A 24,545-nucleotide genomic window follows, 5' to 3' on the forward strand; every position below is an offset into this window, starting at 1 on the left:
TCACGTCAGCCCGTAGAACTTCTCTGTCTCGTCGACGGCCGCCTTGAAGCGCTCGTCGAAGTCATCGCGAATGAGCGTCCGGACGACATAGTCCTGGACGCTCATTCCGCGTTTGGCCGCATGGATCCGGAGCCTGTCGAGGAGCTCCCCGTCTATGCGCATGCTCAGCACATGTGTCCCCATGCCGAAAGAGTCGGGGCAGAGGGTGCGCACGCGTGTCACTTTCGGCCGCCGACTCACCCGTATGAGTGACCCCGGGCATACGGCGAAAATACGGTGTTCCTTAGGGAGAGTAATGAGTTACTCTAAAGACATGCGTGACCTTTCCCATGGCGACGACCTCGCTGCCGTGAACGATCTCCGCTCCGCCGTCATGCGGCTGGGGCGACGCCTGAAGCACCAGCGCGTCGACGAGTCGCTGAGCCCGACAGAGATGTCGGTCCTCGGCACCCTCGCCCGCTGCGGCCAGGCCACACCCGGTGAGCTCGCCCGGCGCGAGCACGTCCAGCCGCCGTCGATGACACGCATCGTCGCGTTGCTGGAAGCCAAGGGACTGGTCACGCTGGAACCGCACCCCGACGACCGCCGCCAGAAGGTGGTCCGCCAGACGGAGGAGGCCGAAGCGATGCTCGAAGAGAGCCGCCGCAAGCGCAACGCCTTCCTGGCCGGGCTCGCGGCCGAGCTGAACGAGGACGAATGGGCCAAGCTGCGCGCGGCCGCACCCGTCCTGGAGAAGCTCGCGCACCTGTAGGAACGACGCCAGGAGGCGAACGCTTTTGAGTACGGGAACCGGAGCAAACTCCGCACCCGGCCACATATCCACCCCCACTACCGCCGCGACCGCCCAGGCCGTCGCAGCACCCGCGGGCAAGGGCTCCATGTTCAGCTCGCTGAAGATCCGGAACTACCGGCTCTTCGCCACCGGCCAGGTCGTCTCCAACACGGGCACCTGGATGCAGCGCATCGCCCAGGACTGGCTGGTCCTCTCACTGACCGGCTCCGCCTCCGCCGTCGGCATCACCATCGCCCTGCAGTTCCTGCCGATGCTGATGTTCGGCCTCTACGGCGGCGTACTCGCGGACCGGCTCCCCAAGCGGCCGCTGCTTCTCGCCACCCAGAGCGCGATGGGCCTGACCGGCATCGCCCTCGCCGCCCTCACCCTGGCCGGACACGTCCAGGTGTGGCACGTCTACCTCGCCGCCTTCGCCCTCGGCCTGGTCACCGTCGTCGACAACCCGGCCCGGCAGACCTTCGTGTCCGAGATGGTCGGCAAGGACCAGGTGGCCAACGCCGTCAGCCTGAACTCCGCCAACTTCCAGTCCGCGCGGCTGGTCGGCCCGGCGATCGCCGGTGTGCTGATCACCGCCGTCGGCTCCGGCTGGGCCTTCCTGCTGAACGGCCTGTCCTTCGCGGCGCCCATCGCCGGCCTGCTGATGATGCGGACGCACGAGCTGCACCCGACCGAGCCCCGGCCCCGCGCCAAGGGCCAGCTGCGCGAGGGCCTGCGCTACGTCGCGGGCCGCCCGGAGCTGATCTGGCCGATCGTGCTCGTGGGCTTCATCGGCACCTTCGGGTTCAACTTCCCGATCTGGCTCTCCGCCTACGTGAGCGACGTCTTCCACGGGGACGCGGGCACCTACGGGCTCTTCAACACCCTGATCGCGGCCGGCTCCCTGGCGGGCGCCCTGCTCGCCGCCCGGCGCGGACAGTCCCGCCTGCGGGTGCTGGTGGCCGCGGCCGCGCTGTTCTCGGTCCTGCTCCTGGTGACCGCCTTCGCGCCCGGCTTCTGGCTGTTCGCCGCCCTGCTCGTGCCCATCGGGATCTTCGGCCTGACGGTGAACGTCACGGCCAACTCCAGCGTACAGATGGCGACCGACCCCGAGATGCGGGGCCGGGTCATGGCCCTGTTCATGATGGTCTTCACCGGCGGCACCCCGCTGGGCGCCCCGCTGCTGGGCTGGATCACGGACACCTACGGCGCCCGGATCGGCATGGCCTCGGGCGGTGCGATCTCGCTGGCCGCCTCCGTCGCGATCGCGGTGGTCCTGGCCCGGGTCGGCAACCTCCGGCTGCGGGTGAACCGCCACGGCGTGACCTTCGTCCCGGCCGAACTCCGGCCCCGCCGGAATGCGGGGCTCGGGGGTCCGGTGGCGGAGTCCCCGGTGGCGGAGCCGCGCCCGGCTACGCTCGCCGCATGAGACTGTTCACAGCCGTCCTCCCGCCCGACGAAGCCGTCGCCGAGCTGGCCCGGGCCGTCGACGAGGTCCGCGACGACCGGCTGACCTGGACCGGGAGGGCCGGCTGGCACTTCACCCTCGCCTTCCTCGGCGAGGTACGGGACGAGGTGCTCCCGGAGCTGCACACGCGGCTGGAGCGGGCGGCCCACCGCACCGCCCCCTTCGCACTGCGGCTGCACGGCAGCGGCCACTTCGGGGAGCGCGCCCTGTGGGCCGGGGCCGCCGGGGAGCTCCCCGCCCTGCGGATGCTCGCCGAGCGGGCCGACGCCGCCGCCCGGCGGGCCGGGGTACCGATGGACCAGCACCGCCGGTACACCCCGCACCTCACCCTGGCCCGCAGCCACAGCGCCGCCACCCCGCTGCGCCCCTACCTGGACGCCCTCGCGGACTTCGAGGGCGCGCCCTGGCGGGTGGACACGCTCAGCCTGGTCCGCAGCAACCTGCCCGTCAGCGGGGTCCCTGGCGAGCAGCCCCGGTACGAGACCGTCCGGGCCTGGCCGCTCGGCGGCTGAGCCCGGTCGGCCGCCACGGCCGGCAGGGCACCCGCACCACGGGACAGCCCCTGCGTCCTCGGTGCAGGGGCTGCCGCGTTAGGCTCGACGGGTGGATCCCAAGACCAGAAACCGTGTGATGGCCGGTGTGCTCGTACTGATGTTCGTCGTCGTGGCCGTGGCGGCTGCCGTCGGCCAGTAGCCCCCGCCGCCTACCAGGCGAAGGCCTCCGGCGACGCCCCCGGACCGGGGAAGATCTCCTCCAGGCCCGCCAGGACCTCCTCCGAGAGCTCCAGCTCCACCGCGCGCAGCGCCGAGTCGAGCTGCTCCTGCGTACGCGGACCGACGATCGGCCCGGTGACGCCGGGACGCGTCAGCAGCCAGGCCAGCCCGACCTCGCCCGGCTCCAGGCCGTGCTTGTCCAGCAGGTCCTCGTACGCCTGCACCTGCGCCCGTACGGCCGTGTTCGCGAGCGCCTCCGCCGACCGGCCGGAAGCGCGGCGGCCGCCCTCGACCTCCTTCTTGATGACCCCGCCCAGCAGGCCCCCGTTCAGCGGGGACCACGGGATGACGCCGAGCCCGTACGCCTCGGCGGCCGGGATGATCTCCATCTCGGCGCGCCGCTCGGCGAGGTTGTAGAGGCACTGCTCGCTGACCAGGCCGAGCCGGCCGTGGCGGGCCGCGGTCTCGTTGGCCTGGGCGATCTTGTAGCCGGGGAAGTTGGAGGAGCCCGCGTAGAGGATCTTGCCCTGCTGGACCAGGACCTCGACGGCCTGCCAGATCTCCTCGAAGGGGGTCAGCCGGTCCACGTGGTGGAACTGGTAGACGTCGATGTAGTCGGTCTGGAGCCGCTTGAGGCTGGCGTCGACGGCCCGCCGGATGTTCAGCGCCGACAGCCGGTCGTAGTTGGGCCAGGTGTCGCCCTCGCGGGACATGGAGGCGTACACCTTGGTGGCGAGGACCGTCTTCTCACGACGGTCGCCGCCCTGGGAGAACCAGGTGCCGATGATCTCCTCGGTGCGGCCCTTACTCTCGCCCCACCCGTACACATTGGCGGTACCGAACAATTTATTTTGACGCCATGCCCGCCGAGGTCCTAGCGTCGTTCCCCAAGCACCGCAGGGGATGGGGAGAACAAGGTGGCAAGAGTCCTGGGCGTGGTCCGTCTGTCGAAGATCTCGGACGAGACCACATCGCCGGAGCGTCAACGTCGATCAATTCAACGATGGGCCGACCAGGAAGGGCACGTCGTTGTCGGGTGGGTCGAGGACATCGACGTATCCGGCGGTGTCGAGCCGTGGAAGCGCCCTGACTTCAGCAAGTGGCTGCCGTCCACCATCGGCAAAGACGTCGGCTCGATCGAGCACCGGATCGCGCTGGAGGAGTCCCGGGCCAATGAGTACGACGTCATCTGCGCGCTGAAGCTCGACCGCCTCTCGCGCCGTGTCCTGCACGTCCACACTCTTGTGGAGTGGTGTGAGAAGCACGGCAAGGAGGTTGCCACCGTCGAGGACGGGATCAACCTGAACACGCAGATGGGCAAGCTGCTGTTCAGTCTGATCGCGTCGTTCGCGGAAGGGGAGCTCGAAGCCATCAAGGCCCGGGCGAAGTCCTCGTACAACCACCTGGTGAAGGAGGGACGCTGGCGCGGGGGCCGGATTCCGTACGGCTACCGGGCGGAGAAGCAGGACCCCGGTGACGGCTGGGGACTGGTCCCGGACGACTATGGAACGGACACCGCCGGGACGCTGCGCGAGATCGTCCGCCGGCTCATCGAGGGAGAGTCGGCGAACAGCATCGCCCAGTGGCTCAACGAGGACCCGACCAAGACCCCGGTGTCACTCGACGCCCAACACATCAGGAACGGCAAGCCACCGAAGGGGGGCCGGTGGACCGCCGCGAACACAGCCAAGGTGGTGCGCTCCCTGAACGTCCTCGGTCAGATGGAGGTGACGGAGGAAGTTGTCATCGACGGCCAGAAGACGAAGCGAACCCGCGTCGTCCGTGACACGGAAGGGCGACCTCTCCAGCGGGCGGAGCCGCTGATCACTCAAGAGGAGTGGGAGCTGGCGAACAAGAAACTGGACGAGAACACCAGCAAGCGCAACGGCAACCGGAAGGGCGGCTCCCCGATGCTCAGGGTCGCCTTCTGCACTTGCGGTGAACCCGCGTACCTCGGCCCGGGACGGAACTGGCCGTACTACCGGTGCGCCTCACGGACCACGCACAAGCCGTGTCCAACGGGCAGCAAGGGGATCGCGGCCCATGTGTTGGAGGGAGCAGTGGAGGAGGTCTTCCTGCGCGCGGTAGGCAACGTCGAGATCGTGCGGAAGGTCTTCCGCCCAGGCGTCGACTTCACTCAGGACATCGAGGAGGTGAACCGCGCTCTGGCCGAACTTCGGGAAGACCGCGAAGCCGGTCTCTACTCCAGCGAGCTGGGCAAGCAGGAATACCGAGAGACGTACAAACGGCTGGACGCACGACGGGAACAGCTCATGGCTCAGCCCACCCGGCCGGACACCTGGGATGAGTTCCCGACGAATGAGACCTACAGGGAGCGCTGGGCGCAGCTGTCGACCCAGCACGAGAAGGGCAAGGAACTCCGGGCCGCCGGAGTCAGGGCGGTCATCCACGCCGAAAGTCTGCCGCCGATGACAGCTGCTCAAGCGATGGCACCGGAAGGCCATGAGGGCATGTGGCAGGAGGGCAAGGGGCGCGTGCAGGTCCTGATTCCCATGGACTTCAAGCGCCGCGTCCGAGACCTGGCAGCGGTGCACAGCGAGAGCTAGCCGTCCCGCCGGCACCAACCGGGAAGGGCCCTGTGTCGGGGCCCTTCCTGCTTTTGTACGCTACTGCCAGGTCGCCGCCGTCGCTCCCGACTGCACAAGACCGAGCCCGGGCTCGAATCTTTGGGCGCCCTGTGAGGACCCGTCGGCTTGACTGGTCCACCCCCGCGAAGAAAGGGAGGCACAGCCCCCGCCGGTGGCGTGCCTTCCGTCCGGCCAACCCGAGCTCGGCCATGAGACGGGCCACGGTGTTCACCGAAACCTGCCAGCCCGCACGGACCAGCAGGACCCAGACCCTCGGGGAACCATAGGTGCCGCCGGAGGCCTCGAAGATCCCCGTGATCGCATCGGACAACTGTCCCCGCCGGACCTCACGCACGGTGGTGGGCTTGTCGCGCCACTTGTAGAACCAGGACTCCGACATCCCCAGAACCTGGCAGGCCAGACGGTGCGGGACGCGGTGCTCGGTCCTCTGGTTACCGATGAACTCGGCCAGGGCGGCCGGGTCCGTCCCGGTCACTTCACCCAGAGGACCATGCATCGCTTGAGGACATCACGCTCCATCTCCAGCTCGCGTATCCGCTTGTTCTTCTCCGACATCTCCTGCCGCAACCGCTCCAGCTCGGCACGCTCGGCCTCACGCATCCGGCCGCCCGGCGCGGGCTCGGCCGGCCGGTCGGACGACGCCGACCCGTTGCGCCGCCACCGCGACACCCGGCTGTGCAGCGTGCCGGAGTACACACCGAGCTCCTCGGCGACCTCCGGGATCGGCCTGCCCGTCTCGATCACGATGCGTACAGCACCCTCACGAAACTCAGGCGTATACGTCCGTTGCTTGGACCCCATGGATCCCAACCTCCCCTGCAATCACGGACTCCACGCTACGAGGGGAGGGACACGCGGGCCGACCACCAAGACCGTACAGAGGGCGGTGGTCAGCCGTCCATGCGTCAACACTGCTATGCGCGTTGACGCACAAATCGAGGGATGCGCGGGCCGCTCTTGCCTGGAGTGGACTCGAAGCAGTTGGCTTGGGTCCCATGAAGTACACGCAGCTCGGACGCACCGGACTCAAGGTCAGCCGACTCGTTCTCGGCACGATGAACTTCGGTCCGCAGACAGACGAACCGACCAGCCACGGCATCCTGGATACCGCACTCGACGCAGGTCTGAACTTCGTAGACACAGCCAACGTATATGGGTGGGGTGAGAACAAGGGCCGCACCGAGGAGATCATCGGCACCTGGTTCGCGCAGGGCGGTGGCCGGCGCGAGAAGACGGTCCTGGCCACCAAGGTCTACGGCTCCATGTCCCGCGAGGGCGAGACCTGGCCGAACGAGGACCGGCTGTCGGCGCTGAACATCCGCCGGGCCGTCGAGGCCAGCCTCAAGCGGCTCCAGACCGACCACATCGACGTCTACCAGTTCCACCACATCGACCGCCTGACCCCCTTCGAGGAGATCTGGCAGGCCGTCGACGTGCTCATCCGGCAGGGCAAGATCCTCTACGCTGGCTCCTCCAACTTCCCCGGCTACAAGATCGCCCAGGCCAACGAGACGGCCGCCCGGCGCGGGATGGTCGGCCTGGTCAGCGAGCAGTGCCTGTACAACCTCTCCGAGCGGCGGGCCGAGATGGAGGTCATCCCGGCGGCCCAGGAGTACGGCCTCGGGGTCATCGCCTGGTCCCCGCTCCACGGCGGCCTGCTGGGCGGCGTGATCAAGAAGGAGGCCGAGGGCGGCCGCCGCGCCTCCGGGCGGGCCGCGGAAGCGCTGGCCGACAGCAAGACACGGGCGCAGCTGCAGGCGTACGAGGACCTGCTCGACAAGCACGGCCTGGAGCCCGGCGAGGCCGCCCTGGCCTGGCTGCTCACCCGGCCGGGCGTGACGGGCCCCATCGTCGGCCCGCGCACCGCCGGACAGCTGGATAGCGCGCTGCGCGCGCTGGAGCTGGAACTGAGCGAGGAGGTGCTGGCCGGGCTGGACGAGATCTTCCCCGGGCCGGGGCCGTCCCCGGAGGCCTTCGCCTGGTAAGCCACTCATGCACTGGCCGTCGCCCCCTCCGATGGGGCGGCGGCCCTTACGCACATCGGCGTCAAACTGACTGGTTGGCAGTGTCGAAGTAGTTGATGCCCGCGTCGAGCGCGGAATCCATGATCGAGTGACTTTCGGGCTCCCCGGTCTGGGGGCCGAAGTTCATGGTGCCGAGTACAAGTCGGCTGACCTTGAGGCCGGTGCGTCCGAGCTGCGTGTACTTCATGGGGCACTAGCCAACTGCTTGGAGTGCGCTCGAAGCAAGAGCCCGCCGTGACGGGCGTGTTACAGCCCCCGCGCGCGCCGGTAGGGGCCGCCGATCCCCCACGCCTGGTGCAGGACCGCCGCGAACTCGCCCGCCAGCCGGTGCTCGCCGGAGGCGTTCGGATGCGTTCCGTCGTAGGTATCACGGTGGATGTCGTACGCGTCCGGGCGCGCGGCCAGCAGGATCGGCGAGGCGTCGGTGCTCAGGTCGGCCACCGCCTTCGCCAGGAGCTCGTTGAAGCGGGCCACCTCGGCCGCGAAGGGGGCGTCCGCCTCGGCCCGGCTGTTCGGGATGACCGGCAGCAGGACCATCCGGACCCCCGGGCGGGCGGCGCGGGCCCCCGCGACGAACCGGCGGGCGTTGTCGGCGGTCTGCTCGGCGTCGGTGTAGAAGCCGAGGTCGATCAGCCCGAGGGAGACCAGCAGCACGTCGGCGCCGGTGTCGGCGACCGCGGGGCCGATCAGGGGGGCCATGTGCTGCCAGCCCTCGCCCCAGCCGGCCAGGTGGCGGCGGGCGGGCTCCGGAAAGCCCGGGTCGGCGTACGCGTGACTGGTGGGCGTGTCGGCGACGGTGTCGTACAGCTCGCAGCGCGGGCCCACGATCCGGTGGGGACCGCCGAAGGTCGATCCGAGGTGCTGCCACATCCGGTAGCGCCAGGTGTAGTCGCCGGCGCGTCCGATGGTCATGGAGTCACCGACGAACATGAAACGCATCCGGTCATCATCGCGGATCGCGCGACAGAAACCCCTGTGACGCCGGACACGCGGCACGTACTGGCAGGCTGGGGGGATGCGCCTGCCCCTGCCACCCGCCGCCGCGTCCGCCGCCGTTGCCGTCACCGCCGCCGTCGTCGCCGCCCTCGCCGTGCTGCCGGGCCCGGCCGTCGCGGCGGAGACCCCCGCCGCGTCCTCCTTCACCATCTCCGACCCGCGGATCAAGGAGTCGAGCGGCCTGGCCGCCAGCCGCGTCCACCCGGGCGTTTACTGGACGCACAACGACAGCGACGACGGGCCGTACATCTATGCGGTGGACTCGGCCACGGGCAGGACGGTCGCCCGGGTGACGCTGACGGGCATCGGCACGCCGCGCGACGTCGAAGCGATCTCCCTGGGCCCGGACGGGCAGCTCTACGTCGGCGACATCGGCGACAACCGGGGCGGCACTTGGGACCACGTGTGGATCTACCGCTTTCCGGAACCGAAGCAACTGGGTGACGTCACGGTCAAGGCCACCCAGTTCACGGTGAAGTACGCGGACGGGGCGCGCAACGCGGAGGCCCTGATGGTGCATCCCGTGACCGGGCGCGTCTACATCGCCAGCAAGGACGAGAACAAGGGCGGCCTGTACGAGGGTCCCGCGGAGCTGTCGACGGGCGGCACGAACGTGTTCCGGCGGGTCGCCGACGTGCCGTGGGTGACGGACGGGGCGTTCTCCCCCGACGGCGGCCGGCTGGCGCTACGGGGCTACTTCACGGCCCGCACCTACCCGTGGAAGGACGGCCTGCCGGTGGGCGAGGGCGAGCGGGTGGACGCGCCGTGGCAGGGCCAGGCGGAGTCGGTGACCTACACGCCGGACGGCTCCACGCTGATGTTCGGCGCGGAGGGCGAGGGCAGCCGGGTCATCGCGGTCCCGGTCACCGTCGCCGCCCCCTCGGCCTCACCGCAGCCGGGCTCCCCGTCGGGGGCGGCCCCCCTGACGGAGCCGACGGGCAGCTTCGGCAAGGGAGCCCTCGTCCTGGCGGCCGGCCTGATCCTGGTCCTCGCCACGAAACGCCTCCTCCGCCGTCGCCGTGAGCGCTGAGGCGCCCTGTTTCAGCCTCGCCGGCGTTTGAGGCGCGGGGGTCCGGGGCCGGGCGCGGGCGCCGGGCCCCGTTACTCCTCGCGGATCGGGATGTGGCCGTTCACCGGTGCGGGGGTCGGGGGCGGGGTCGGGGGCTGGCCCATCGAGGCGAGGAGCTGGCGGGCCACGCCCAGTCCCGTGCCGCCCATGGTGAGTGCCTTCGCGAACATCTCCGACATGCCCTCGGCCCCGTTCAGCAGGACCATGTGCTCCACGTTCCCGAAGGCCCCCGCGCCAGCCTCCACGATCGCCGGCCAATTCTCGGCCAGCTGCTGCGCGACCACCGCCTCCTGGTTCTCCGCCAGCGCCGCGGCCCGCGCCTTGATCGATTCCGCCTCGGCCAGACCGCGGGCCTTCGCCGACTCCGCCTCCGCGAGGCCCCGCGCCTGCGTGGCCGCCGCCTCCGCCTCACCCGTCGCCCGGGTGGCCTTCGCCGACGCGATACCCCGTGCCTCCACGGCCTGGGCGTCGGCGGTCGCCGCCGTCGTCACCCGCGTCGCCTCGGCGCCCGCCGCGAGCTCGGTCTCCCGCGCCTTCGCCTGCGCCGCCGAGATCCGCGCGTCGCGCTCGGCCTCGGCCCGGGTGCGGGTCTCGTACGCCGCCGCGTCCGCGGGTTTGCGTACGTCCGCCTGCAGCTGCTGCTCGCGCCGGTGCGCCTCGAGCTCCGCGACCCGGGTCTCCTGGACGACGACCTCCTGGCGGGCGGCCGCCTCCGACAGCGGGCCCGCCTGACGGGCCGTCGCCGCCGCCTTGTCCCGTTCGGCCTGGTACCCGGCCTGCAGGATCTCGCTGTCCCTCGTCGCCTCCGCCATCCGGGCGAAGGCGGCCTGCTCGGCCTCGGTGGCCAGCCGGTTCGCCTCGGCCTGCGCGATCCGCGCGTCGCGCTGGACGGCCGCCGCGTGCGGCATCGCCAGGTTCTTGATGTAGCCGGTCGGGTCCTCGATCTCGTGGATCTGCAGCGAGTCGACGATCAGGCCGAGCTTCTCCATCTCGGTACCGCACGCCATCCGGGTCTGGCCCGTCAGCTTCTCCCGGTCGCGGATCATGTCCTCGACCGTCAGGCCGCCCACGATGGACCGCAGATGACCCGCGAAGACGATGTGCACGCGCTCGGGCATCATCTTCTGCTGGTCCAGGAAGCGGCGGGCCGCGTTGGCGATCGACACGAGGTCGTCGCCGACCTTGAAGATGACGACGCCCTTCACGCGCAGCGGGATGCCCTGGTGGGTGACGCAGTCCACCGACAGCTGGGTCTCGTTGAGGTCCAGGGACAGTTTCCGCACCGCTTGCACGCCCGGAAGTACGAGCGTCCCCCGCCCGGTGACGATCCGGAACCCCATGCCCTGACCGACGCCCTCGGTCTTGTGCGTGGAGCCGGAGATGACGAGTGCCTCGTTCGGTTCGGCCACCCGCCACATGAGCTTGAACAGGCCGATCAGAGCCACGAATGCGGCGAGAACGATTCCCGCCACGACGCCGATAGCCATCGGCAACGCCCCCTTAGCGCGGTGCCGTTCGGCACCGACAAGGGCGAGTCTGCGCCTGCCGCGGCCGGTCCGGAAGACGCGGGCCGCGTCTTGTCGCCATCCTGATACGTACAGGTGGGACGGGACGTCAGTTGTCGTAGGCCGCCATCACGTACACCGTGCGCGGCGGCAGGTACTCGACCACCGTCACCACCGTCCCGACGGCCAGGCGGCCGGTCCCCGACACCGGATGGGCGAGGAAGTGCTCCGCCCCGCCCCGGATCCGGACGATGACCTCGCCCACCAGGCCCGGTCCGACCGTCCCGGTCACCCGGCCGGTCATTCCCACCATGTCCGCGTCCGTGCCCGTGTCCCCCATGCGGCGAGGGTACGCCGCGGGACCGCCGGACAGGGGCGAACGCGTGGTCCGCGACCGGGCCACGAGCGGCCCCGGCTCCGTGCGACGCGACCCGGCTCCGTGCGACCGGGCTACGAGTGGCCGAGGTCCGCGGCCTGCAGGTCGGAGTCCGAGACCGCCGCCGAGCCGGCGTCGGTGTCGGGTCGCAGGGTGAACTCGTCCGAGGCCATCGAGTCGAGCACCGGCGGAGCCGGCCGCATCGGCGCCGGCATGACCGCGGCCTCCGAGTGGCCGCCGCAGCCGTAGGACAGCGACACCAGCCGGCCGTCGGCCGGGCTGAACTCGTTCGCGCAGACGCCGAAGGCCTGGCCGAGCGAGCCGCCGATGGCGACCAGGAAGCCGCAGGAGAGACAGGACGCGGGCGCGGCCTGCGCCATCGGGGTCTTGGCGCCGAAGCCCTCGTCCCAGCGGTCGGCGGCGGTGTGCAGCCCGTACCGCGACAGCACGCGCGCCCGGCGCATGCCCAGTTCCTCGGCGACCGACGTGATGGAGCCGCGTACGGGCACCACCGCGCGGTCGGTGACGTCGGCGTCCTCGGCCTCGACCAGTTCGGCCATCTCGGTGGAGACCACGGAGTTCGGCGGCGGCGCGTCCTCGCCCGACCAGCCCGGCTCCAGCCGCAGGTCCTCGGCGTCCGTGGGCAGCAGGTCGCCGGGACCCATGTCGCCGGGCCGCAGCCGCTCGCTCCACGGCACCCACTCGGGGGCCAGCAGCGCGTCGTCGCCGGGCAGCAGCACCGTTTCGTCGAGCGTGACGTTCTTCGCGCGGGAGGCGCGGGTCACGGTGACGGCCCAGCGCCAGCCCCGGTAGCCCGGTTCCTTGGACTCGAAGAAGTGGGTGACGACCCGGTCGCCCTCCGCCACGGCGGAGACGTGCGCGCCCACGACTCCGGGGAAAGCGGCCTCCTCGGCCGCCGCACGGGCGAGTTCTACCGCCTCGACGCACAGGCGGTCGGGGGTACGCGGGGTACGGCTTCGCGTCGTCGCAGCACTCACTGGTCTCGTTCTCTCCTACGCCGTCTCACGTGTGCGCCGTCCGTACTGTCGTCCACAACGACCCGTCGGTGCTGTCCGTACGTGGCACGGGCGGAGCGGACCAGAGGGCCGCGTCGACGTCCGCACCCGATCGGACTCCGGGCGCACCTCACTGCGTCCCATTCTGCGGGATCACGAAGAGGCGCGCGGCCAGGAGCAACCGCCGGTGGCGCGCTACGCACGCTACCTCCTCTTAAGCCTCGGGCACACATGCAAGGTCCGATTCGCGGACAAGCCACCGGGTCCGCGATGCGCCGGGGGGCGCCCCGGGAGGGCCGGGTGGGGCACTATGTCGAGTGTGGCACCCGTACGGTCGTCCGACGACGGCTCGGGACCGGCCAGGCGGGCCGGCCGGGCTGTCGGGCATGCGCTGCACCTTCCGGCGCGCGGGATCCGGCGGGCCACGCACGCGCACGGGGCCGGCGAATCGGGTCTCGGCAAGCTGATCGAGCTGCACGCCATCAACGGCGCCGGCGACATGATGATCACAGTGGCGCTGGCCTCGACGGTGTTCTTCTCCGTTCCCACGGACGAGGCACGCGGCCGGGTGGCCCTGTACCTCGGCATCACGATGGCCCCCTTCACCGTGCTGGCCCCCGTGATCGGCCCGCTCCTGGACCGACTGCCGCACGGCCGTCGGGCGTCGATGGCGGCCGCGATGCTGGCCCGGGCGCTGCTGGCGCTGATGATGTCGGGCGCGGTGGCCACGGGGGGCATCCAGCTGTATCCGGCGGCGCTGGGCGTGCTGGTGGCGTCGAAGTCGTACGGCGTGGTGCGCAGCGCCGTGGTGCCGCGGCTGCTGCCGCCGAACTTCTCACTCGTCAAGGCGAACTCGCGGGTCACACTGGCCGGTCTGCTGGCCACGGGCGCCGCGGCGCCCCTGGGTGCCGCCCTGCACATGCTCGGGCCGCCGTGGCCGCTGTACGGGGCCTGCGTGATCTTCGTGTGGGGCACGTTCGCGGCGTTCACGCTGCCGCACAAGGTGGACGAGGCCAAGGGCGAACGCCGGGCGCGGCTGTCCACCCACGAGGCGCATTCGAAGCGTCCGGGCCTTCGGACGGTGAGCCGTGCGGTGCTGTGCGGGCTGCTGGCGAACGCCTCGATGCGCGCGCTGTCCGGGTTCCTGATCTTCTTCCTGGCGTTCCTGCTGCGCGAGCATCCCCTGGCGGGGCAGAGCGCGGCGGTGTCGCTGGGGATCGTGGGCGTCTCGGCGGGCCTGGGCAACGCGTGCGGCACGGCGGTGGGCTCGTGGCTGCGGGCCCGCGCGCCGGAGGTCATCATCGCGGCGGTGCTGTGCCTGACGCTCGGTGTGGCGGTGCTCGCGGCGGTGTTCTTCAGCGGGCTGTTCATGGCCGTACTGGGCGCCACGGCGGGCTTCTGCCAGGCGCTGGCGAAGCTGTCGCTGGACGCGATGATCCAGCGGGACGTGCCGGAGGCGGTACGCACCTCGGCCTTCGCCCGTTCGGAGACGCTGCTCCAAGTGGCGTGGGTGCTGGGCGGAGCGATCGGTATCGTCCTGCCGCTGAACGGAGTACTGGGGATGTCGGTGGCCGCCGCGATCGTCGCCCTGGGCACGACGATGGCCCTCCGCGGCGTCCTCACCGCCCCCCGCCACCACGCGGGCACCTCCCGCCCCCGCGTGGCGTAACCGCCGGCGGGGCGGGATTTTCCAGCCCGCCCGGCGTTTGAGGGCGCGGGCGCGGAGCGCGCGCAGGGGCGGCCACCGGAGACGGCGCACCGGCAGCGCGCCGCGCCGCACCCTCGGCGGTACCCCATGCAGCGGCGCAGCCCAGGGGCCCGATAGCCTTCGGCTCATGACCGCACCGCTTTTCTCGGGTAGGGCCCGCCGCAGCGTCGCGGCCCTCGGAGCCGTGTCCGCCGGCCTCCTCCTCCTCTCCGCCTGCGGCGAGAAGCCGACGCCGCTGGCGACCGTGACGGTCGGCACCTCGTCGGTGTCCGCCGAAGCCTCCTGCCACAACGACGGCAAGGAGCTCTCCATGGACCAGGTCCAGGAGTGCCTCACCAACCTCAAGAACCCCAAGACCGTCGAGTACGCCCGGGGTGACACCCTGCGTCTCGGGGTCGAGCCGGAGATCGTCGAGGACGGCAGGCGCTGGTCGGCGGTCCTGGACGGCCAGCCGATCACCGAGCCCTCCTCGAACACCTACCGCAGCTTCCCGGGCGCCGACGTCTTCGCGACCGGTGGCCAGGGCGAGGCCCCTTCCTCGAAGAAGCTGGCGTTCCTGCAGATCGCCGAGGACGGCAAGCCGCTCGCCGTCTGGTCCTTCAACCTCAAGCTCAAGTAACCGGGTGGCAGCGGTGCGCGCGCTCGTCGTGACCGCGGTGGCGGCGGAGGCAGACTCCGTCACCACCGGGCTGACCCCTCATCCGGACGCTTTCGGTCCTGACCCGCGCACGCTCCCCGGCGGTTACCTCATCAACCGCCGGGACCTTCCGGGCATCGCCTTCGACGTGCTCGTCGGGGGTGTCGGGCCCGCGGCGGCCGCAGCGGCGGCCGCCACCGCCCTCGCCCTCGCCGACTACTCGCTCGTCGTCTCCGCCGGTATCGGCGGCGGGTTCGCGCCCGCCGCCCCGCTCGGTTCCCTCGTGGTGGCCGACGCGATCGTCGCCGCCGACCTGGGGGCCGAGACCCCCGACGGCTTCCTCGACGTGACGGAGCTCGGCTTCGGGCACAGCGTGCACCTGCCGCCCGCCGAGCTCGCCGCCCGCGCCGCCGAGGCGACCGGGGCGCTGCTCGCGCCCGTGCTGAGCGTCTCCACCGTCACCGGCACCGCCGAACGGGCCGCCGTGCTCGCCGCCCGGCACCCGATGGCCGGGGCCGAGGCCATGGAGGGTTTCGGGGTCGCGGAGGCGGCCGCCGCGCACGGGCTGCCCGTACTGGAGATCCGTGCCGTGTCCAACGCCGTGGGCCCGCGGGACCGTGCCGCCTGGCGGATCGGGGACGCGCTCACCGCGCTCGCCGACGGCTTCCGCGTGCTGGGGCCCGTACTCGCGAACTGGGGAGAACGCCATGAGCACGACCACCGGTGAACCGCTGAGGATCGCCTATTCGCCCTGCCCGAACGACACCTTCGTCTTCGACGCGTGGGCGCACGGCCGGGTCCCGGGCGCGCCCGGACTCGACGTCACCTTCGCGGACATCGACATCACCAACGGCATGGCCGAGCGCGGCGAGCTGGACGTGCTGAAGGTGTCGTACGCGGTGCTGCCGTGGGTGCTGGAGGAGTACGCGCTGCTGCCCTGCGGCGGTGCGCTGGGGCGCGGCTGCGGCCCGTTGGTGCTGACCCGCGAGCCGGGGCTCGACCTGGCCGGGCGGACGGTCGCGGTGCCGAGCGAGCGCTCCACCGCCTACCTGCTGTTCCGGCTGTGGGCGGCGGACGTGCTGCCCGAGGGCGTCGGCAAGGTGGTCGTCCTGCCGTTCCACGAGATCATGCCGGCGGTCCGGGACGGCCGGGTGGACGCCGGACTGGTCATCCACGAGGCCCGGTTCACCTATCAGGACTACGGGCTGCACTGCCTGGCCGACATGGGCGCGCACTGGGAGTCCACGACCGGTCTGCCGATCCCGCTCGGCGCGATCATCGCCAAGCGCTCGCTGGGCGCCGAGCGGCTGCGCGCGCTGGCCGAGTCGGCGCGTACGTCGGTCCGGATGGCCTGGGACGACCCGGAGGCCTCCCGCCCGTACGTGCGCGCGCACGCCCAGGAGCTGGACCCGGCCGTCGCCGACCAGCACATCGGCCTCTACGTCAACGAGTTCACCGCCGACCTCGGCGACTCCGGCTACGCGGCGGTGCGCGGGCTGCTGACCCGGGCGGCGGCCGAGGGGCTGGTACCGGCCATCGCGCCGGGCTCGCTGGACTTCCCGCGGGACTGATCGCCCCGCACACGACTGCGCCCCGCCGCTCTTTCGAGTGGCGGTGCGCGGTCGTGAGGTCGTAGGCGTGAGGTCAGACGTCGAGCTGGTCGGCCACCGCGCGCAGCAAGCCGGCGATCTTCGTGCCGTGCACCTTGTCGGGGTAGCGGCCCCGCTCGAGCATCGGGGTGATGTTCTCCAGCAGGGTCGTGAGGTCCTGCACGATCGAGGCGAGCTCGTCGGGCCCCCGCCGCTGCGCCGCCGCGACGGAGGGCGCCGGTTCCAGTACCGTCACCGAAAGTGCCTGGTCACCGCGCTGACCCGCGACGACTCCGAACTCGACGCGCTGGCCGGGCTTGAGTGCGTCCACCCCGGTGGGGAGCACCGACGAGTGGACGAAGACGTCGCCGCCGTCGTCACGGGAGAGAAAGCCGAAGCCCTTCTCACTGTTGAACCACTTGACCTTGCCGGTAGGCACGTCCGTCCTCTGTCCTTGTGCTCGTCGGGGTCCGAAGTGCCGTGAACGGCTCCGGACAACAGCGCAGCGGGCCATGTGTGACCCGCCACCTCAAGGCTAGTGGTCAGGGGCCGGGTGACAAGACGTTCCCCGGTCCTTCGCCGTCGGCTGCCTTCGGCCAGGCAACTACCCTGGTGAGGTGACTGTTACTCCTCATTCCGACGAAGCGCGGCCCGGCGACGGACTCGTCAAGGCCGGCGGCATCGTGTTCATCGCCGGGGCCGTGGCCACGCTGGCGACCATGGCTCCGCTCTTCCTCGACGTCGATCCGTTCCCGCCGTACGCGTGGGCGGTGTGCATGCTCATGGGCGTCGGCTTCGCCATCTCCGCGGCGGGCGTACTCCGCTCGGCGGCCGCGCAGCGCAGGGCGGCCCGGGCCTCGCAGGCGTAGGCATGGGCGGGACCTAGGCCACCGGCTGGGCGGCCACGTACCGCTCGAGCCACTGCGGCAGCGCGGTGAGGTCGGGCAGGACCACGTCCGCGCCGGCCTCGCGCAGTTCCGCCTCGGGGCACGGGCCGGTCGGCACCACCACGGACAGCGCGCCGGCCGTGCGGGCCCCGCGTACGTCGCCGACGTGGTCGCCGACGTAGATCTGCGCGCCGTACTCGCGCAGCGCGCCCGCCTTGGCCTCCGCCCAGAGCCAGCCGATGACCGCGTCGGGCTCGATGCCCAGGTGCGCCAGGTGCAGGCGGGCGTTGGGCTCGTGCTTGGCCGTGACGACGATCGCGCGGCCGCCGAGCGCCCGGACGGCCTCGATCGCCTCGCGGGCGCCCGGCATCGCCGGGGTCGGCCCGATGGCGTACGTGGGGTAGATCTCCCGGTAGCGGTCGGCCACGGCCGGGATCTCGGCCTGCGGGAACCAGTACGCGAGCTCCTCGTCCAGCGGCGGCCCCAGCCGGGTGATCGCCTCGTCGGCGTCGATGAACGTCCCCGTTTCGGCCGAGAGGGCCTCGTAGGCGGCCTTGATTCCCGGGCGCGAGTCGATCAGGGTCATGTCGAGGTCGAAGCCGACTGTGAGGTTCATACCTGCCATTGTGCCGAGGTGGCCGTACGGGAGACCGACGCCGGGGCCACGGCAGGGGGAACGTACGCCGAGGGCCGCCTTACCGACTCATGAAATAAGCGATGTCTCAGCCCCCGCGCTCGCGGTGATCGTGGCCTACCGGCGCCGCGCCCGCCACACCAGGTAGCCCACCGAGGCCAGCGCCGCCCCCCGGAGCACCCACGGCCACATCCCGTGCAACGCCCCGCTCAGCTGGTCGTCGGCCAGGGTCTCCCCCCACTTGCCATTCATCCGCCCCCACACCCACAGCACCGCCCCCGCGAGCACCGCCCCGGGCGGGCCGAAGACGGCCCACTTGCGCTCGGCCGGCCCGAGCACGCGCGAGGCGTACGGGAGGAGCCAGCCCACCACGAGCAGCAGCCAGTAGCCGGTGACCACGCCGACCACGAGCACGGCCGCGGCCAGCAGCAGGAAGGCGTTCGGCCGCGGCCGAAGGCCCGGAGCCGCGGCGGCCTCCGCCGCGGGAGCGGCCGCCGCCTCCTTCTTCGCGCGCCGCCGCTCGCGCAGGAACCGTACGAGGGTCTGCGCGCGCCCCTCGTCCTCCCCCGGCGGGGCCGATCCGGCCTTCCCTGCCTTCCCCTCGTCCGCCGACTCCTCGGCGCCCTCCTTGAACAGGTCCGGGATCTCGATCCCGCCCGCGAAGCCCTCGACCTGCGGGCCCCTCCCGTGCGCCCCCGGGCTCACCCGCCACCAGTCGGGCTCGGCCCCGCCGGACGGGCCGAGGTCGTCGAGCCCGGCCAGGTGCGGCGGCACGTTCTCGGGCTCCGCCGCGCCCACCGGGGGGACGTTCCGCCGGCGCAGCCGGCCCGGCCCCCGCTGGACGGGCACGGACAGACCGGCGTCGGACGCCTCGGCGGAGGCCGGGGCCGGCGCGGGGGCGGCGGCCGCGCCCTGCCGGGAGCCGAGCGTGCCGAGGGTGTCCAGCACCTCCTCGGGCGTGCCGATCCGCTCCAGGATGCGGCGTACGGCGGCCGGGGTGTCCGGGTCGTACTTGGCGCGCCGACGGTCGATCTCGTCCCGCAGCCCGGACACCAGCCGCATCCGGTCGCCGGAGGACAACTGCCGCCGTTGCGCCAAGTCCCCGACGCGGCTCAGATATTCGTAGACCAGATGGTCGCTTTCGATCCCCACGCCCAGGCTCCTCCCTTACCCCCTGTCCCGACGGTAGCGCGTGCGCCCGTGGAGCTGCTGCGGGCGCAGCGGATACCGTTGACCGGATGGGGACCGGCCGACTGACCGGCCGACGCGACCAGGAGGCGACTGTGCCCGAGGCAAGCACTGCGGCGGGATCCGCCGGCGGGAGCCCGGCGGGGAGCTCACCGCGCTCACTCGCCGAGGCGCTGCGCGCCCGTGACGACGAGGCGCTCGCGGCCCTGTTGCGCGCCCGCCCCGACCTGCTGGGACCGGTGCCCGGCGACGTGACGCAGCTGGCCGGCCGGGCCGGGACCCGGGCCTCGGTGGTGCGGGCCCTGGACCGGCTGGACCGGTTCGCGCTGCAGACCGCCGAGGCGCTCGCGGTGGCTCCGGACCCGTGCCCGTACCCGGTGCTGGAGGGTCTGCTGACGGGCGGCGAGGACGAACGGGCCCGCGCGGCGCTCCCCGACGCCCTGGCCACCCTCCGCGACCAGGCCCTGGTATGGGGCGACGAGGACCGGGTGCGGCTGCTCCGCACGGCGCGCGAGCTGCTCGCCCCGTCCGCCTCCCGCCCCTCGCCCACGGGCCTGGGGCCGACCGTCGCCGAAGCCACCTCCGGGATGTCTCCGACCCGGGTGCAGGAGATCGTGGCGACCGTCGGGCTGCCCGCCACGCACGACCCGGTGTCCGCGGTGGCCGCGCTGACCGGGCTGTTCACCGACCCGCAGCGGATGTCGGCGCTGCTGGACGAGGCTCCGGCGGAGGCGCACCAGGTGCTGGGGCGGCTCGTGTGGGGGCCGCCGTACGGGGAGGTGACCCCGAACCCGACGCCGCCGGTGCGCTGGCTGCGCGACCGGGGGCTGCTGCTGCCCGCGTCGGCGCGGATCGTCGTACTGCCCCGCGAGGTGGCACTGCACCTGCGCGGCGGGCTCGCGCACCGGGACACCGCGCCGGTGGCGCCTGCGGTGCCCGCGCACCGCGAGCACCGTCCACAGCTTGTGGACGCGAACGCCGCGGGGCAGGCGCTGGCCGCGCTGGCCACCGTCGAGGAGCTCGTGAAGTCCTGGGAGCACGCCGGTCCGCCGGTGCTGCGCGCGGGCGGTCTCTCCGTACGGGACCTGAAGCGGGCCGCGGCCCTGCTGGACACGACCGAGGCGCAGGCGGCCTTCTGGGTCGAACTGGCCTACACGGCCGGGCTGCTGGCCGGCGACGGGGAGGCGGACGAGCGGTACGCGCCCACCCCCGCCTTCGACCGCTGGGTCGAACTGCCGCCCGCCGAGCGCTGGTCGCACCTCGCGGCGGCCTGGCTGCCGGCCACCCGCACGGCCCCGCTGGTCGGCGAACAGGACGCCAAGGGGCGCACGCTCTCCGCGCTCGGCCCCGAACTCGACCGCTCCGCCGCGCCCGAGGTGCGCCGGCGCGTGCTGGAACTGCTCGGCGACCTGCCCGAGGGCGGCTCGCCCGACCCGCAGGCCCTGCTGGAGCGGCTCGCCTGGGAGCGTCCCGTCCGCGGGGCGAGCGACCTGCGGGCCCGGCTCGCGCGCTGGGTGCTGGAGGAGTCGGAGGTCCTCGGCGTGACCGGGCGGGGCGCCCTGTCCGGGCCCGGCCGGGCCCTGCTGGAGCACCGCGACCCGGCGCCACTGCTGGCCCCGCTGCTGCCGGAGCCGGTGGACCACGTGCTGCTCCAGGCCGACCTGACGGCGGTGGCCCCCGGCCCGCTGCGCCGCCCGCTGGGCGACACCCTGGCCGTGCTCGCGGACGTGGAGTCCAAGGGCGGGGCGACGGTGTACCGGTTCACGCCCGGCTCGGTGCGCCGGGCCCTGGACGCCGGCCATGCCGCCGCGGACCTGCACGCCTTCCTCAAGGAGCACAGTCGCACCCCGGTCCCGCAGCCGCTGGCCTACCTGATCGACGACGTGGCCCGCCGGCACGGGCACCTGCGGGTCGGCGCGGCCTCCTCGTACCTGCGCTGCGACGACGACGCGATGCTGGGCGAGATCCTCGCCGACAAGCGCTCGGCCGCGCTGGGGCTGCGCCGCCTCGCGCCGACGGTGCTGGCCGCGCAGGCCGAACCGACCGTCCTGCTGGAGGGGTTGCGGGCGATGGGCTACGCGCCGGCCGCGGAGTCCCGTACCGGCGACGTGCTGGTGGCACGGGCCGATGCCCACCGCACCCCGGTCCGCTCGGCACCCGTACCGGTGCCGGAGGGCCCGCCGGTGCCGGACCGGGCGCTGCTGGCGGCAGCCGTACGGGCGATCCGCGCGGGCGATTTGGCGGCGACGGCGGTGCGCAAGGAACCCGCGACGGCCTCCGCTGCCGGGGTACCGGGCGAACTGCCGCGCACGAGTGCGGCGGAGACCCTGGCGACGGTGCAGGCGGCCGCGCTGACCGGGTCGGCGGTGTGGATCGGGTATGTGAACGCGGAGGGAGCGGCGAGCCAGCGGGTCATCGCCCCGGTCCGGGTGGAGGGCGGCTTCGTCACCGGGTACGACCACACGGCGGACGAGGTACGGACGTACGCGCTGCACCGGATCACCGGTGTCGCGGAACTGGCGGACGATCAGGTGTAGGGGCGACGGGGCTCCGGGGCCCCGTCGCCCGAGCACGGCATCCCGGGTCCCCGGGCCCGCACGGACGTACGCCAGGGGACCGCCCCCGGCGAGGACTCCTCACGCCGCCAGGATGTCGGCGAAGACGACCACGACGGCGCTCTTGCCGTACTTGTCCGCCTTTTCCTCCCGGTGCTCGCCCGTCCGTACGAGGATCCGGTCGACGCGAATCTTCGTGCCGACCGTGACGTAGCCGCCGTCCGGATGTTCCTGGGGCTTCAGGAATCCGCCGAACGACGCGTACAGGTGCTTGCTGTCGCCGCGCATCACCTTCCCGTCCTTGTTCACGGACGAGACCGGGAAGTCGCTCCACACGCCGTTGATCCGGGCGAATATCTCGTAGGTGTTCCGGAGGTGCTCCGTGTCCCACGACTGCGCGGCGGCCTCGTCCGCATAGCCCCGTGCGATGGCCAGCTCGCGCCACGCCAGGAGTACCGCTTCCTCCTTCGACCGGTAGGAGAAGGCGGGGTTCACGATCTCGTCAGGGGTGTAGCCGACCTGCGCGAAGGCCGCCGGCAGCGGATTGGTCCGGCGGTAGTCCGCGCTGAGGATCCTTCCCTCCTCACACCTGGGCGCCGCCTCGCGAGAGGGCCGCGGGGGCAACGCCGGGGGCATCCCGCGCCGCCCCCGCGCCGGGCCGGGCGGGTTCAGTCCCGGATGATCAGGACGATGAATCCCGCGACGACACCCACCAGCACGGCGAGCAGGGAGTAGCGGGGCCGGGACTCGCGCAGCACCGGAAGGTAGTGGTCGACGGAGAAGCGGCCCGGCCCGGTGAGGGTGAGGGCGACGACCGCGGCGAACAGCACTACTTCGAGCTCCACGCCCTTGGGCGGGAAGTAGGCGCTCAGGCCCCGGAGGTCGAGGATGTTGATGAAGACGCCGATCAGGGCCGCTCCGGCGAGCGGGGTGAGCAGACCGATGGCCAGGGCGAGACCGCCCAGGGTCTCGGAGAGCCCGGCGATGACGGCCATGGCGTCCCCGGCGGGGTAGCCGGCCATCGTGAAGCCCTTGCCGGTCGCTGTGAGGCCCGGGCCGCCGAACCAGCCGAAGAGCTTCATCGCGCCGTGGCCGGCCGTGCTCAGGCCGACGACGAGCCGCAGCAGGAGCAGGCCGGTGTCGTGGGTGACCGTGGTGGCGGGAGCCGAGGAGGTGCTGAAGAGCGTGCGGTCCCAGCTTGTGTGCGTCATGAGGGTCCGTTCAGAGATCGCCTGACAGCGACGGCCACCGTACGACGCCCACCCTCGACACCCCGGCGGCAACATCACCGGCCCGTCCCATCGGCCCTGCCGTCGACCCGTTCGGTCGCAGAACGCCTGCCCGACCGTCGCCGCCACCGGCCTCATCCGGTGGCGCAGTCGATCCGCCCGGCTACGAAAAGCTGCTGATCATGGCTCATGTCCGGACCGTACGCGCCCGCTCCGCCAGGGTCAGCAGCTTGTCCACCGGCCACTGATCGTCCGCGTGCGTCCCGTACCCGGCGGCCAGTACGCGCCCGTCCGGCGCGATCAGGAAGTCCGCCGGCAGTCCCAGCCGGCCGCCGTCCTGGACGAGGGTCGGGGGCTTCGCCCGGCCCCGCAGGATGTCGAGGGTGCCGACGGCGATCGCCCGCCAGGCGCGCGCGGACAGCAGGGCGCGGGAGGACGACTCGACGCCGAACTCCGAGTACAGCCGCTTGCGGGGGTCCGCGATCACCGCGAAGGGCAGGTCGGCGACGTGCTCGCGCAGTTCGTCGGCGCCGGAGTGGAAGACCACGACCTCCCGGATCCCGGCGGCCGCTATCTCGGTGTGCCGCCGCACCACCGATCGCAGGTGCAGATGGCAGATGGGGCAGCCGGCGAACCGGCGGAACTGGAGGTGCACGAGGTGTTCGGGATCGGGGACGGGGACGGGCGCACCGTCCGCGACAGCGGTGAGGGTGCGGGTACGGACGACGGAACCGGTGTCGAGCTGCACGGGGATCTCCTCCGTAGGCGTATGTCGTACACCTACAGCGTAAGCGTATGTCGTACGCTGTCAATCACCATGCCGCGCCCCCGCTCACTCACCCCGGACCAACTGGCCGCCGCCGCCCTCGCCGTGATCGACCGCGAGGGACTCCCCGGACTGACCATGCGCGCCGTCGCCGTCGAACTCGGCATCAGCACCATGGCCCTGTACCGGTACGTCGCCGACCGCGGGGAACTCGAAGCCCTCGTCGTCGAACTCGTCCTCGGCTCCGTCGACAGCACCCCGCCGCCCCCGACGGCCGGACCCTGGCGCGACCGCGTCACGCTGCTCGTCGACCGGATGCGGGACACCGTCGGCGCGCACCCCGCCGTGCTGCCGCTCACCATGACCCACCGGCACCGCTCTCCCGGCGTGATGCGCTGGGGAGAGACCGTCCTCGGGGTGCTCACCGAGGCCGGACTCGGGCCCGAGGAGCGGGTCATCGCGCTGCGGGCCCTGCTCGCCTACGTGATCGGCGCGATCCAGCAGGAACACCTCGGCGCCCTCTCCGGCGCGGGCACCGCCGCGATCGCCGAACTCCCCGCGGACGAGTTCCCGTACATGACCGAGGCCGCCCTCGGCGCCCGCTCCCTCACCCAGGACCGCGAGTTCCACGGCGGTCTCGCCCTGCTCCTGGACGGCATGGGCCGCTGACCTCCGGGGCACCCGGGCGGGGGGGCCCCGGGGGCCCCCCCCCCCCCCCCCCCCGCCCCCCCGCCCCCCCCCCCCCCCGCCCCCCCCCCCCCCGCGCGTTGGGCCCTAAGAAAAAAAGGGGCCCGCCCGGGGGGAGGA

General features: G+C 72.3%; 27 protein-coding genes and 1 pseudogene. 13 read left to right on the forward strand and 15 right to left on the reverse strand.

Features of this window, described 5'->3' with window-relative positions:
* Entirely contained in the window at positions 1-183 is a 183-nt protein-coding gene (locus ACIQZO_RS13365) for a hypothetical protein (protein ID WP_030010567.1), read from the reverse strand.
* A 130-nt stretch (positions 184-313) separates the two neighbouring features.
* Here ACIQZO_RS13365 and ACIQZO_RS13370 point away from each other — a divergent pair, with 130 nt between their 5' ends.
* From ACIQZO_RS13370 to thpR, 3 genes are read left to right on the forward strand one after another with little or no spacing between them, the layout of a single operon-like run.
* A complete protein-coding gene (locus ACIQZO_RS13370; protein ID WP_403624647.1) occupies positions 314-751 on the forward strand; it encodes a MarR family winged helix-turn-helix transcriptional regulator in 438 nt (145 codons plus the stop codon).
* A gap of 25 nt (positions 752-776) precedes the next feature.
* Positions 777-2,198, forward strand: coding sequence for an MFS transporter (locus tag ACIQZO_RS13375; RefSeq protein WP_403624650.1), 1,422 nt, complete (start codon positions 777-779; stop codon positions 2,196-2,198).
* Positions 2,195-2,749, forward strand: coding sequence for an RNA 2',3'-cyclic phosphodiesterase (thpR, locus tag ACIQZO_RS13380; RefSeq protein ID WP_403624653.1), 555 nt, complete (start codon positions 2,195-2,197; stop codon positions 2,747-2,749). The genes ACIQZO_RS13375 and thpR overlap by 4 nt, the downstream gene beginning before the upstream one ends.
* A 191-nt stretch (positions 2,750-2,940) precedes the next feature.
* Here thpR and ACIQZO_RS13385 read toward each other — a convergent pair whose 3' ends face one another.
* Positions 2,941-3,795 carry an aldo/keto reductase gene (locus ACIQZO_RS13385; protein ID WP_403624656.1) on the reverse strand — a complete coding sequence of 285 codons (855 nt, stop codon included), beginning with the start codon at positions 3,793-3,795 and terminating at the stop codon, positions 2,941-2,943.
* 72 nt (positions 3,796-3,867) lie between these two features.
* On the opposite strand from ACIQZO_RS13385, the gene ACIQZO_RS13390 reads away from it, so the two are divergent.
* Positions 3,868-5,517, forward strand: a complete 1,650-nt coding sequence (locus ACIQZO_RS13390) for a recombinase family protein (protein WP_403624659.1) — start codon at positions 3,868-3,870, stop codon at positions 5,515-5,517.
* Here ACIQZO_RS13390 and ACIQZO_RS13395 read toward each other — a convergent pair.
* Complete coding sequence (locus ACIQZO_RS13395) at positions 5,471-6,055, reverse strand: IS3 family transposase (RefSeq protein WP_403624662.1); 585 nt, start codon at positions 6,053-6,055, stop codon at positions 5,471-5,473. The genes ACIQZO_RS13390 and ACIQZO_RS13395 overlap by 47 nt on opposite strands.
* Positions 6,031-6,360 carry a transposase gene (locus ACIQZO_RS13400; RefSeq protein ID WP_403624665.1) on the reverse strand — a complete coding sequence of 110 codons (330 nt, stop codon included), beginning with the start codon at positions 6,358-6,360 and terminating at the stop codon, positions 6,031-6,033. Before ACIQZO_RS13400 ends, ACIQZO_RS13395 begins: the two co-directional genes overlap by 25 nt.
* A gap of 194 nt (positions 6,361-6,554) precedes the next feature.
* Between ACIQZO_RS13400 and ACIQZO_RS13405 the strand changes: the two genes are divergently transcribed.
* The gene (locus ACIQZO_RS13405) at positions 6,555-7,544 is read left to right on the forward strand and encodes an aldo/keto reductase (protein WP_403624668.1); all 990 of its coding nucleotides are present in this window, start codon (positions 6,555-6,557) and stop codon (positions 7,542-7,544) included.
* A gap of 73 nt (positions 7,545-7,617) precedes the next feature.
* Here ACIQZO_RS13405 and ACIQZO_RS13410 read toward each other — a convergent pair.
* Both ACIQZO_RS13410 and ACIQZO_RS13415 read right to left on the reverse strand, forming a co-directional pair.
* Positions 7,618-7,770: pseudogene (locus ACIQZO_RS13410) on the reverse strand (aldo/keto reductase); the annotation flags it as partial.
* Positions 7,771-7,829: 59 nt separating this feature from the next.
* Entirely contained in the window at positions 7,830-8,522 is a 693-nt protein-coding gene (locus ACIQZO_RS13415) for a GDSL-type esterase/lipase family protein (RefSeq protein ID WP_403624671.1), read from the reverse strand.
* A gap of 76 nt (positions 8,523-8,598) precedes the next feature.
* On the opposite strand from ACIQZO_RS13415, the gene ACIQZO_RS13420 reads away from it, so the two are divergent.
* Positions 8,599-9,609 carry a WD40 repeat domain-containing protein gene (locus ACIQZO_RS13420; protein ID WP_403624674.1) on the forward strand — a complete coding sequence of 337 codons (1,011 nt, stop codon included), beginning with the start codon at positions 8,599-8,601 and terminating at the stop codon, positions 9,607-9,609.
* Between the two features lie 71 nt (positions 9,610-9,680).
* Here ACIQZO_RS13420 and ACIQZO_RS13425 read toward each other — a convergent pair whose 3' ends face one another.
* The 3 genes from ACIQZO_RS13425 to ACIQZO_RS13435 form a co-directional block, all read right to left on the reverse strand.
* A complete protein-coding gene (locus ACIQZO_RS13425; protein ID WP_403624676.1) occupies positions 9,681-11,135 on the reverse strand; it encodes a flotillin family protein in 1,455 nt (484 codons plus the stop codon).
* A 127-nt stretch (positions 11,136-11,262) separates the two neighbouring features.
* Positions 11,263-11,493, reverse strand: coding sequence for a hypothetical protein (locus tag ACIQZO_RS13430; protein WP_403624680.1), 231 nt, complete (start codon positions 11,491-11,493; stop codon positions 11,263-11,265).
* Positions 11,494-11,603: 110 nt separating this feature from the next.
* Positions 11,604-12,527 carry a DUF3027 domain-containing protein gene (locus tag ACIQZO_RS13435; RefSeq protein WP_403624683.1) on the reverse strand — a complete coding sequence of 308 codons (924 nt, stop codon included), beginning with the start codon at positions 12,525-12,527 and terminating at the stop codon, positions 11,604-11,606.
* A 328-nt stretch (positions 12,528-12,855) separates the two neighbouring features.
* Here ACIQZO_RS13435 and ACIQZO_RS13440 point away from each other — a divergent pair, with 328 nt between their 5' ends.
* The 4 genes from ACIQZO_RS13440 to ACIQZO_RS13455 all read left to right on the forward strand — a co-directional run bounded on the left by ACIQZO_RS13440 (position 12,856) and on the right by ACIQZO_RS13455 (position 16,461).
* Positions 12,856-14,214 (forward strand): MFS transporter, encoded by a 1,359-nt coding sequence (locus ACIQZO_RS13440; protein ID WP_403624686.1) that lies wholly within the window; start codon positions 12,856-12,858, stop codon positions 14,212-14,214.
* Between the two features lie 166 nt (positions 14,215-14,380).
* Entirely contained in the window at positions 14,381-14,872 is a 492-nt protein-coding gene (locus tag ACIQZO_RS13445) for a DUF2771 domain-containing protein (protein WP_327263093.1), read from the forward strand.
* A 13-nt stretch (positions 14,873-14,885) separates the two neighbouring features.
* Positions 14,886-15,617: a futalosine hydrolase gene (locus ACIQZO_RS13450; RefSeq protein ID WP_403625032.1), complete on the forward strand. Its 732-nt coding sequence runs from the start codon at positions 14,886-14,888 to the stop codon at positions 15,615-15,617.
* Entirely contained in the window at positions 15,598-16,461 is an 864-nt protein-coding gene (locus ACIQZO_RS13455; protein WP_403624689.1) for a 1,4-dihydroxy-6-naphthoate synthase, read from the forward strand. Before ACIQZO_RS13450 ends, ACIQZO_RS13455 begins: the two co-directional genes overlap by 20 nt.
* A 73-nt stretch (positions 16,462-16,534) precedes the next feature.
* Here the strand turns inward: ACIQZO_RS13455 and ACIQZO_RS13460 are convergent, their stop codons facing one another.
* Entirely contained in the window at positions 16,535-16,918 is a 384-nt protein-coding gene (locus tag ACIQZO_RS13460; protein ID WP_403624691.1) for a cold-shock protein, read from the reverse strand.
* Positions 16,919-17,096: 178 nt separating this feature from the next.
* Between ACIQZO_RS13460 and ACIQZO_RS13465 the strand changes: the two genes are divergently transcribed.
* Entirely contained in the window at positions 17,097-17,348 is a 252-nt protein-coding gene (locus ACIQZO_RS13465; RefSeq protein WP_030727717.1) for a hypothetical protein, read from the forward strand.
* A gap of 13 nt (positions 17,349-17,361) precedes the next feature.
* Here ACIQZO_RS13465 and ACIQZO_RS13470 read toward each other — a convergent pair whose 3' ends face one another.
* Positions 17,362-17,982, reverse strand: a complete 621-nt coding sequence (locus tag ACIQZO_RS13470) for an HAD family hydrolase (RefSeq protein ID WP_403624694.1) — start codon at positions 17,980-17,982, stop codon at positions 17,362-17,364.
* Positions 17,983-18,117: 135 nt separating this feature from the next.
* A complete protein-coding gene (locus ACIQZO_RS13475) occupies positions 18,118-19,152 on the reverse strand; it encodes a hypothetical protein (RefSeq protein WP_403624697.1) in 1,035 nt (344 codons plus the stop codon).
* Between the two features lie 86 nt (positions 19,153-19,238).
* Between ACIQZO_RS13475 and ACIQZO_RS13480 the strand changes: the two genes are divergently transcribed.
* Entirely contained in the window at positions 19,239-21,725 is a 2,487-nt protein-coding gene (locus ACIQZO_RS13480; RefSeq protein WP_403624700.1) for a helicase-associated domain-containing protein, read from the forward strand.
* Positions 21,726-21,824: 99 nt separating this feature from the next.
* On the opposite strand, the gene ACIQZO_RS13485 is transcribed toward ACIQZO_RS13480, so the two are convergent.
* The 3 genes from ACIQZO_RS13485 to ACIQZO_RS13495 all read right to left on the reverse strand — a co-directional run bounded on the left by ACIQZO_RS13485 (position 21,825) and on the right by ACIQZO_RS13495 (position 23,720).
* Positions 21,825-22,379 carry a hypothetical protein gene (locus ACIQZO_RS13485; RefSeq protein ID WP_403624703.1) on the reverse strand — a complete coding sequence of 185 codons (555 nt, stop codon included), beginning with the start codon at positions 22,377-22,379 and terminating at the stop codon, positions 21,825-21,827.
* Between the two features lie 32 nt (positions 22,380-22,411).
* The gene (locus ACIQZO_RS13490) at positions 22,412-22,954 is read right to left on the reverse strand and encodes a DoxX family protein (RefSeq protein ID WP_403624706.1); all 543 of its coding nucleotides are present in this window, start codon (positions 22,952-22,954) and stop codon (positions 22,412-22,414) included.
* A 205-nt stretch (positions 22,955-23,159) separates the two neighbouring features.
* The gene (locus ACIQZO_RS13495) at positions 23,160-23,720 is read right to left on the reverse strand and encodes a peroxiredoxin-like family protein (protein ID WP_403624708.1); all 561 of its coding nucleotides are present in this window, start codon (positions 23,718-23,720) and stop codon (positions 23,160-23,162) included.
* Between the two features lie 69 nt (positions 23,721-23,789).
* Here ACIQZO_RS13495 and ACIQZO_RS13500 point away from each other — a divergent pair, with 69 nt between their 5' ends.
* Positions 23,790-24,407 (forward strand): TetR/AcrR family transcriptional regulator, encoded by a 618-nt coding sequence (locus tag ACIQZO_RS13500; protein WP_403624711.1) that lies wholly within the window; start codon positions 23,790-23,792, stop codon positions 24,405-24,407.
* The last annotated feature ends 138 nt before the right edge of the window (positions 24,408-24,545 follow it).

The organism is Streptomyces sp. NPDC097617, from assembly GCF_044761485.1.
In the GTDB taxonomy this organism is placed as follows: Bacteria; Actinomycetota; Actinomycetes; order Streptomycetales; family Streptomycetaceae; genus Streptomyces.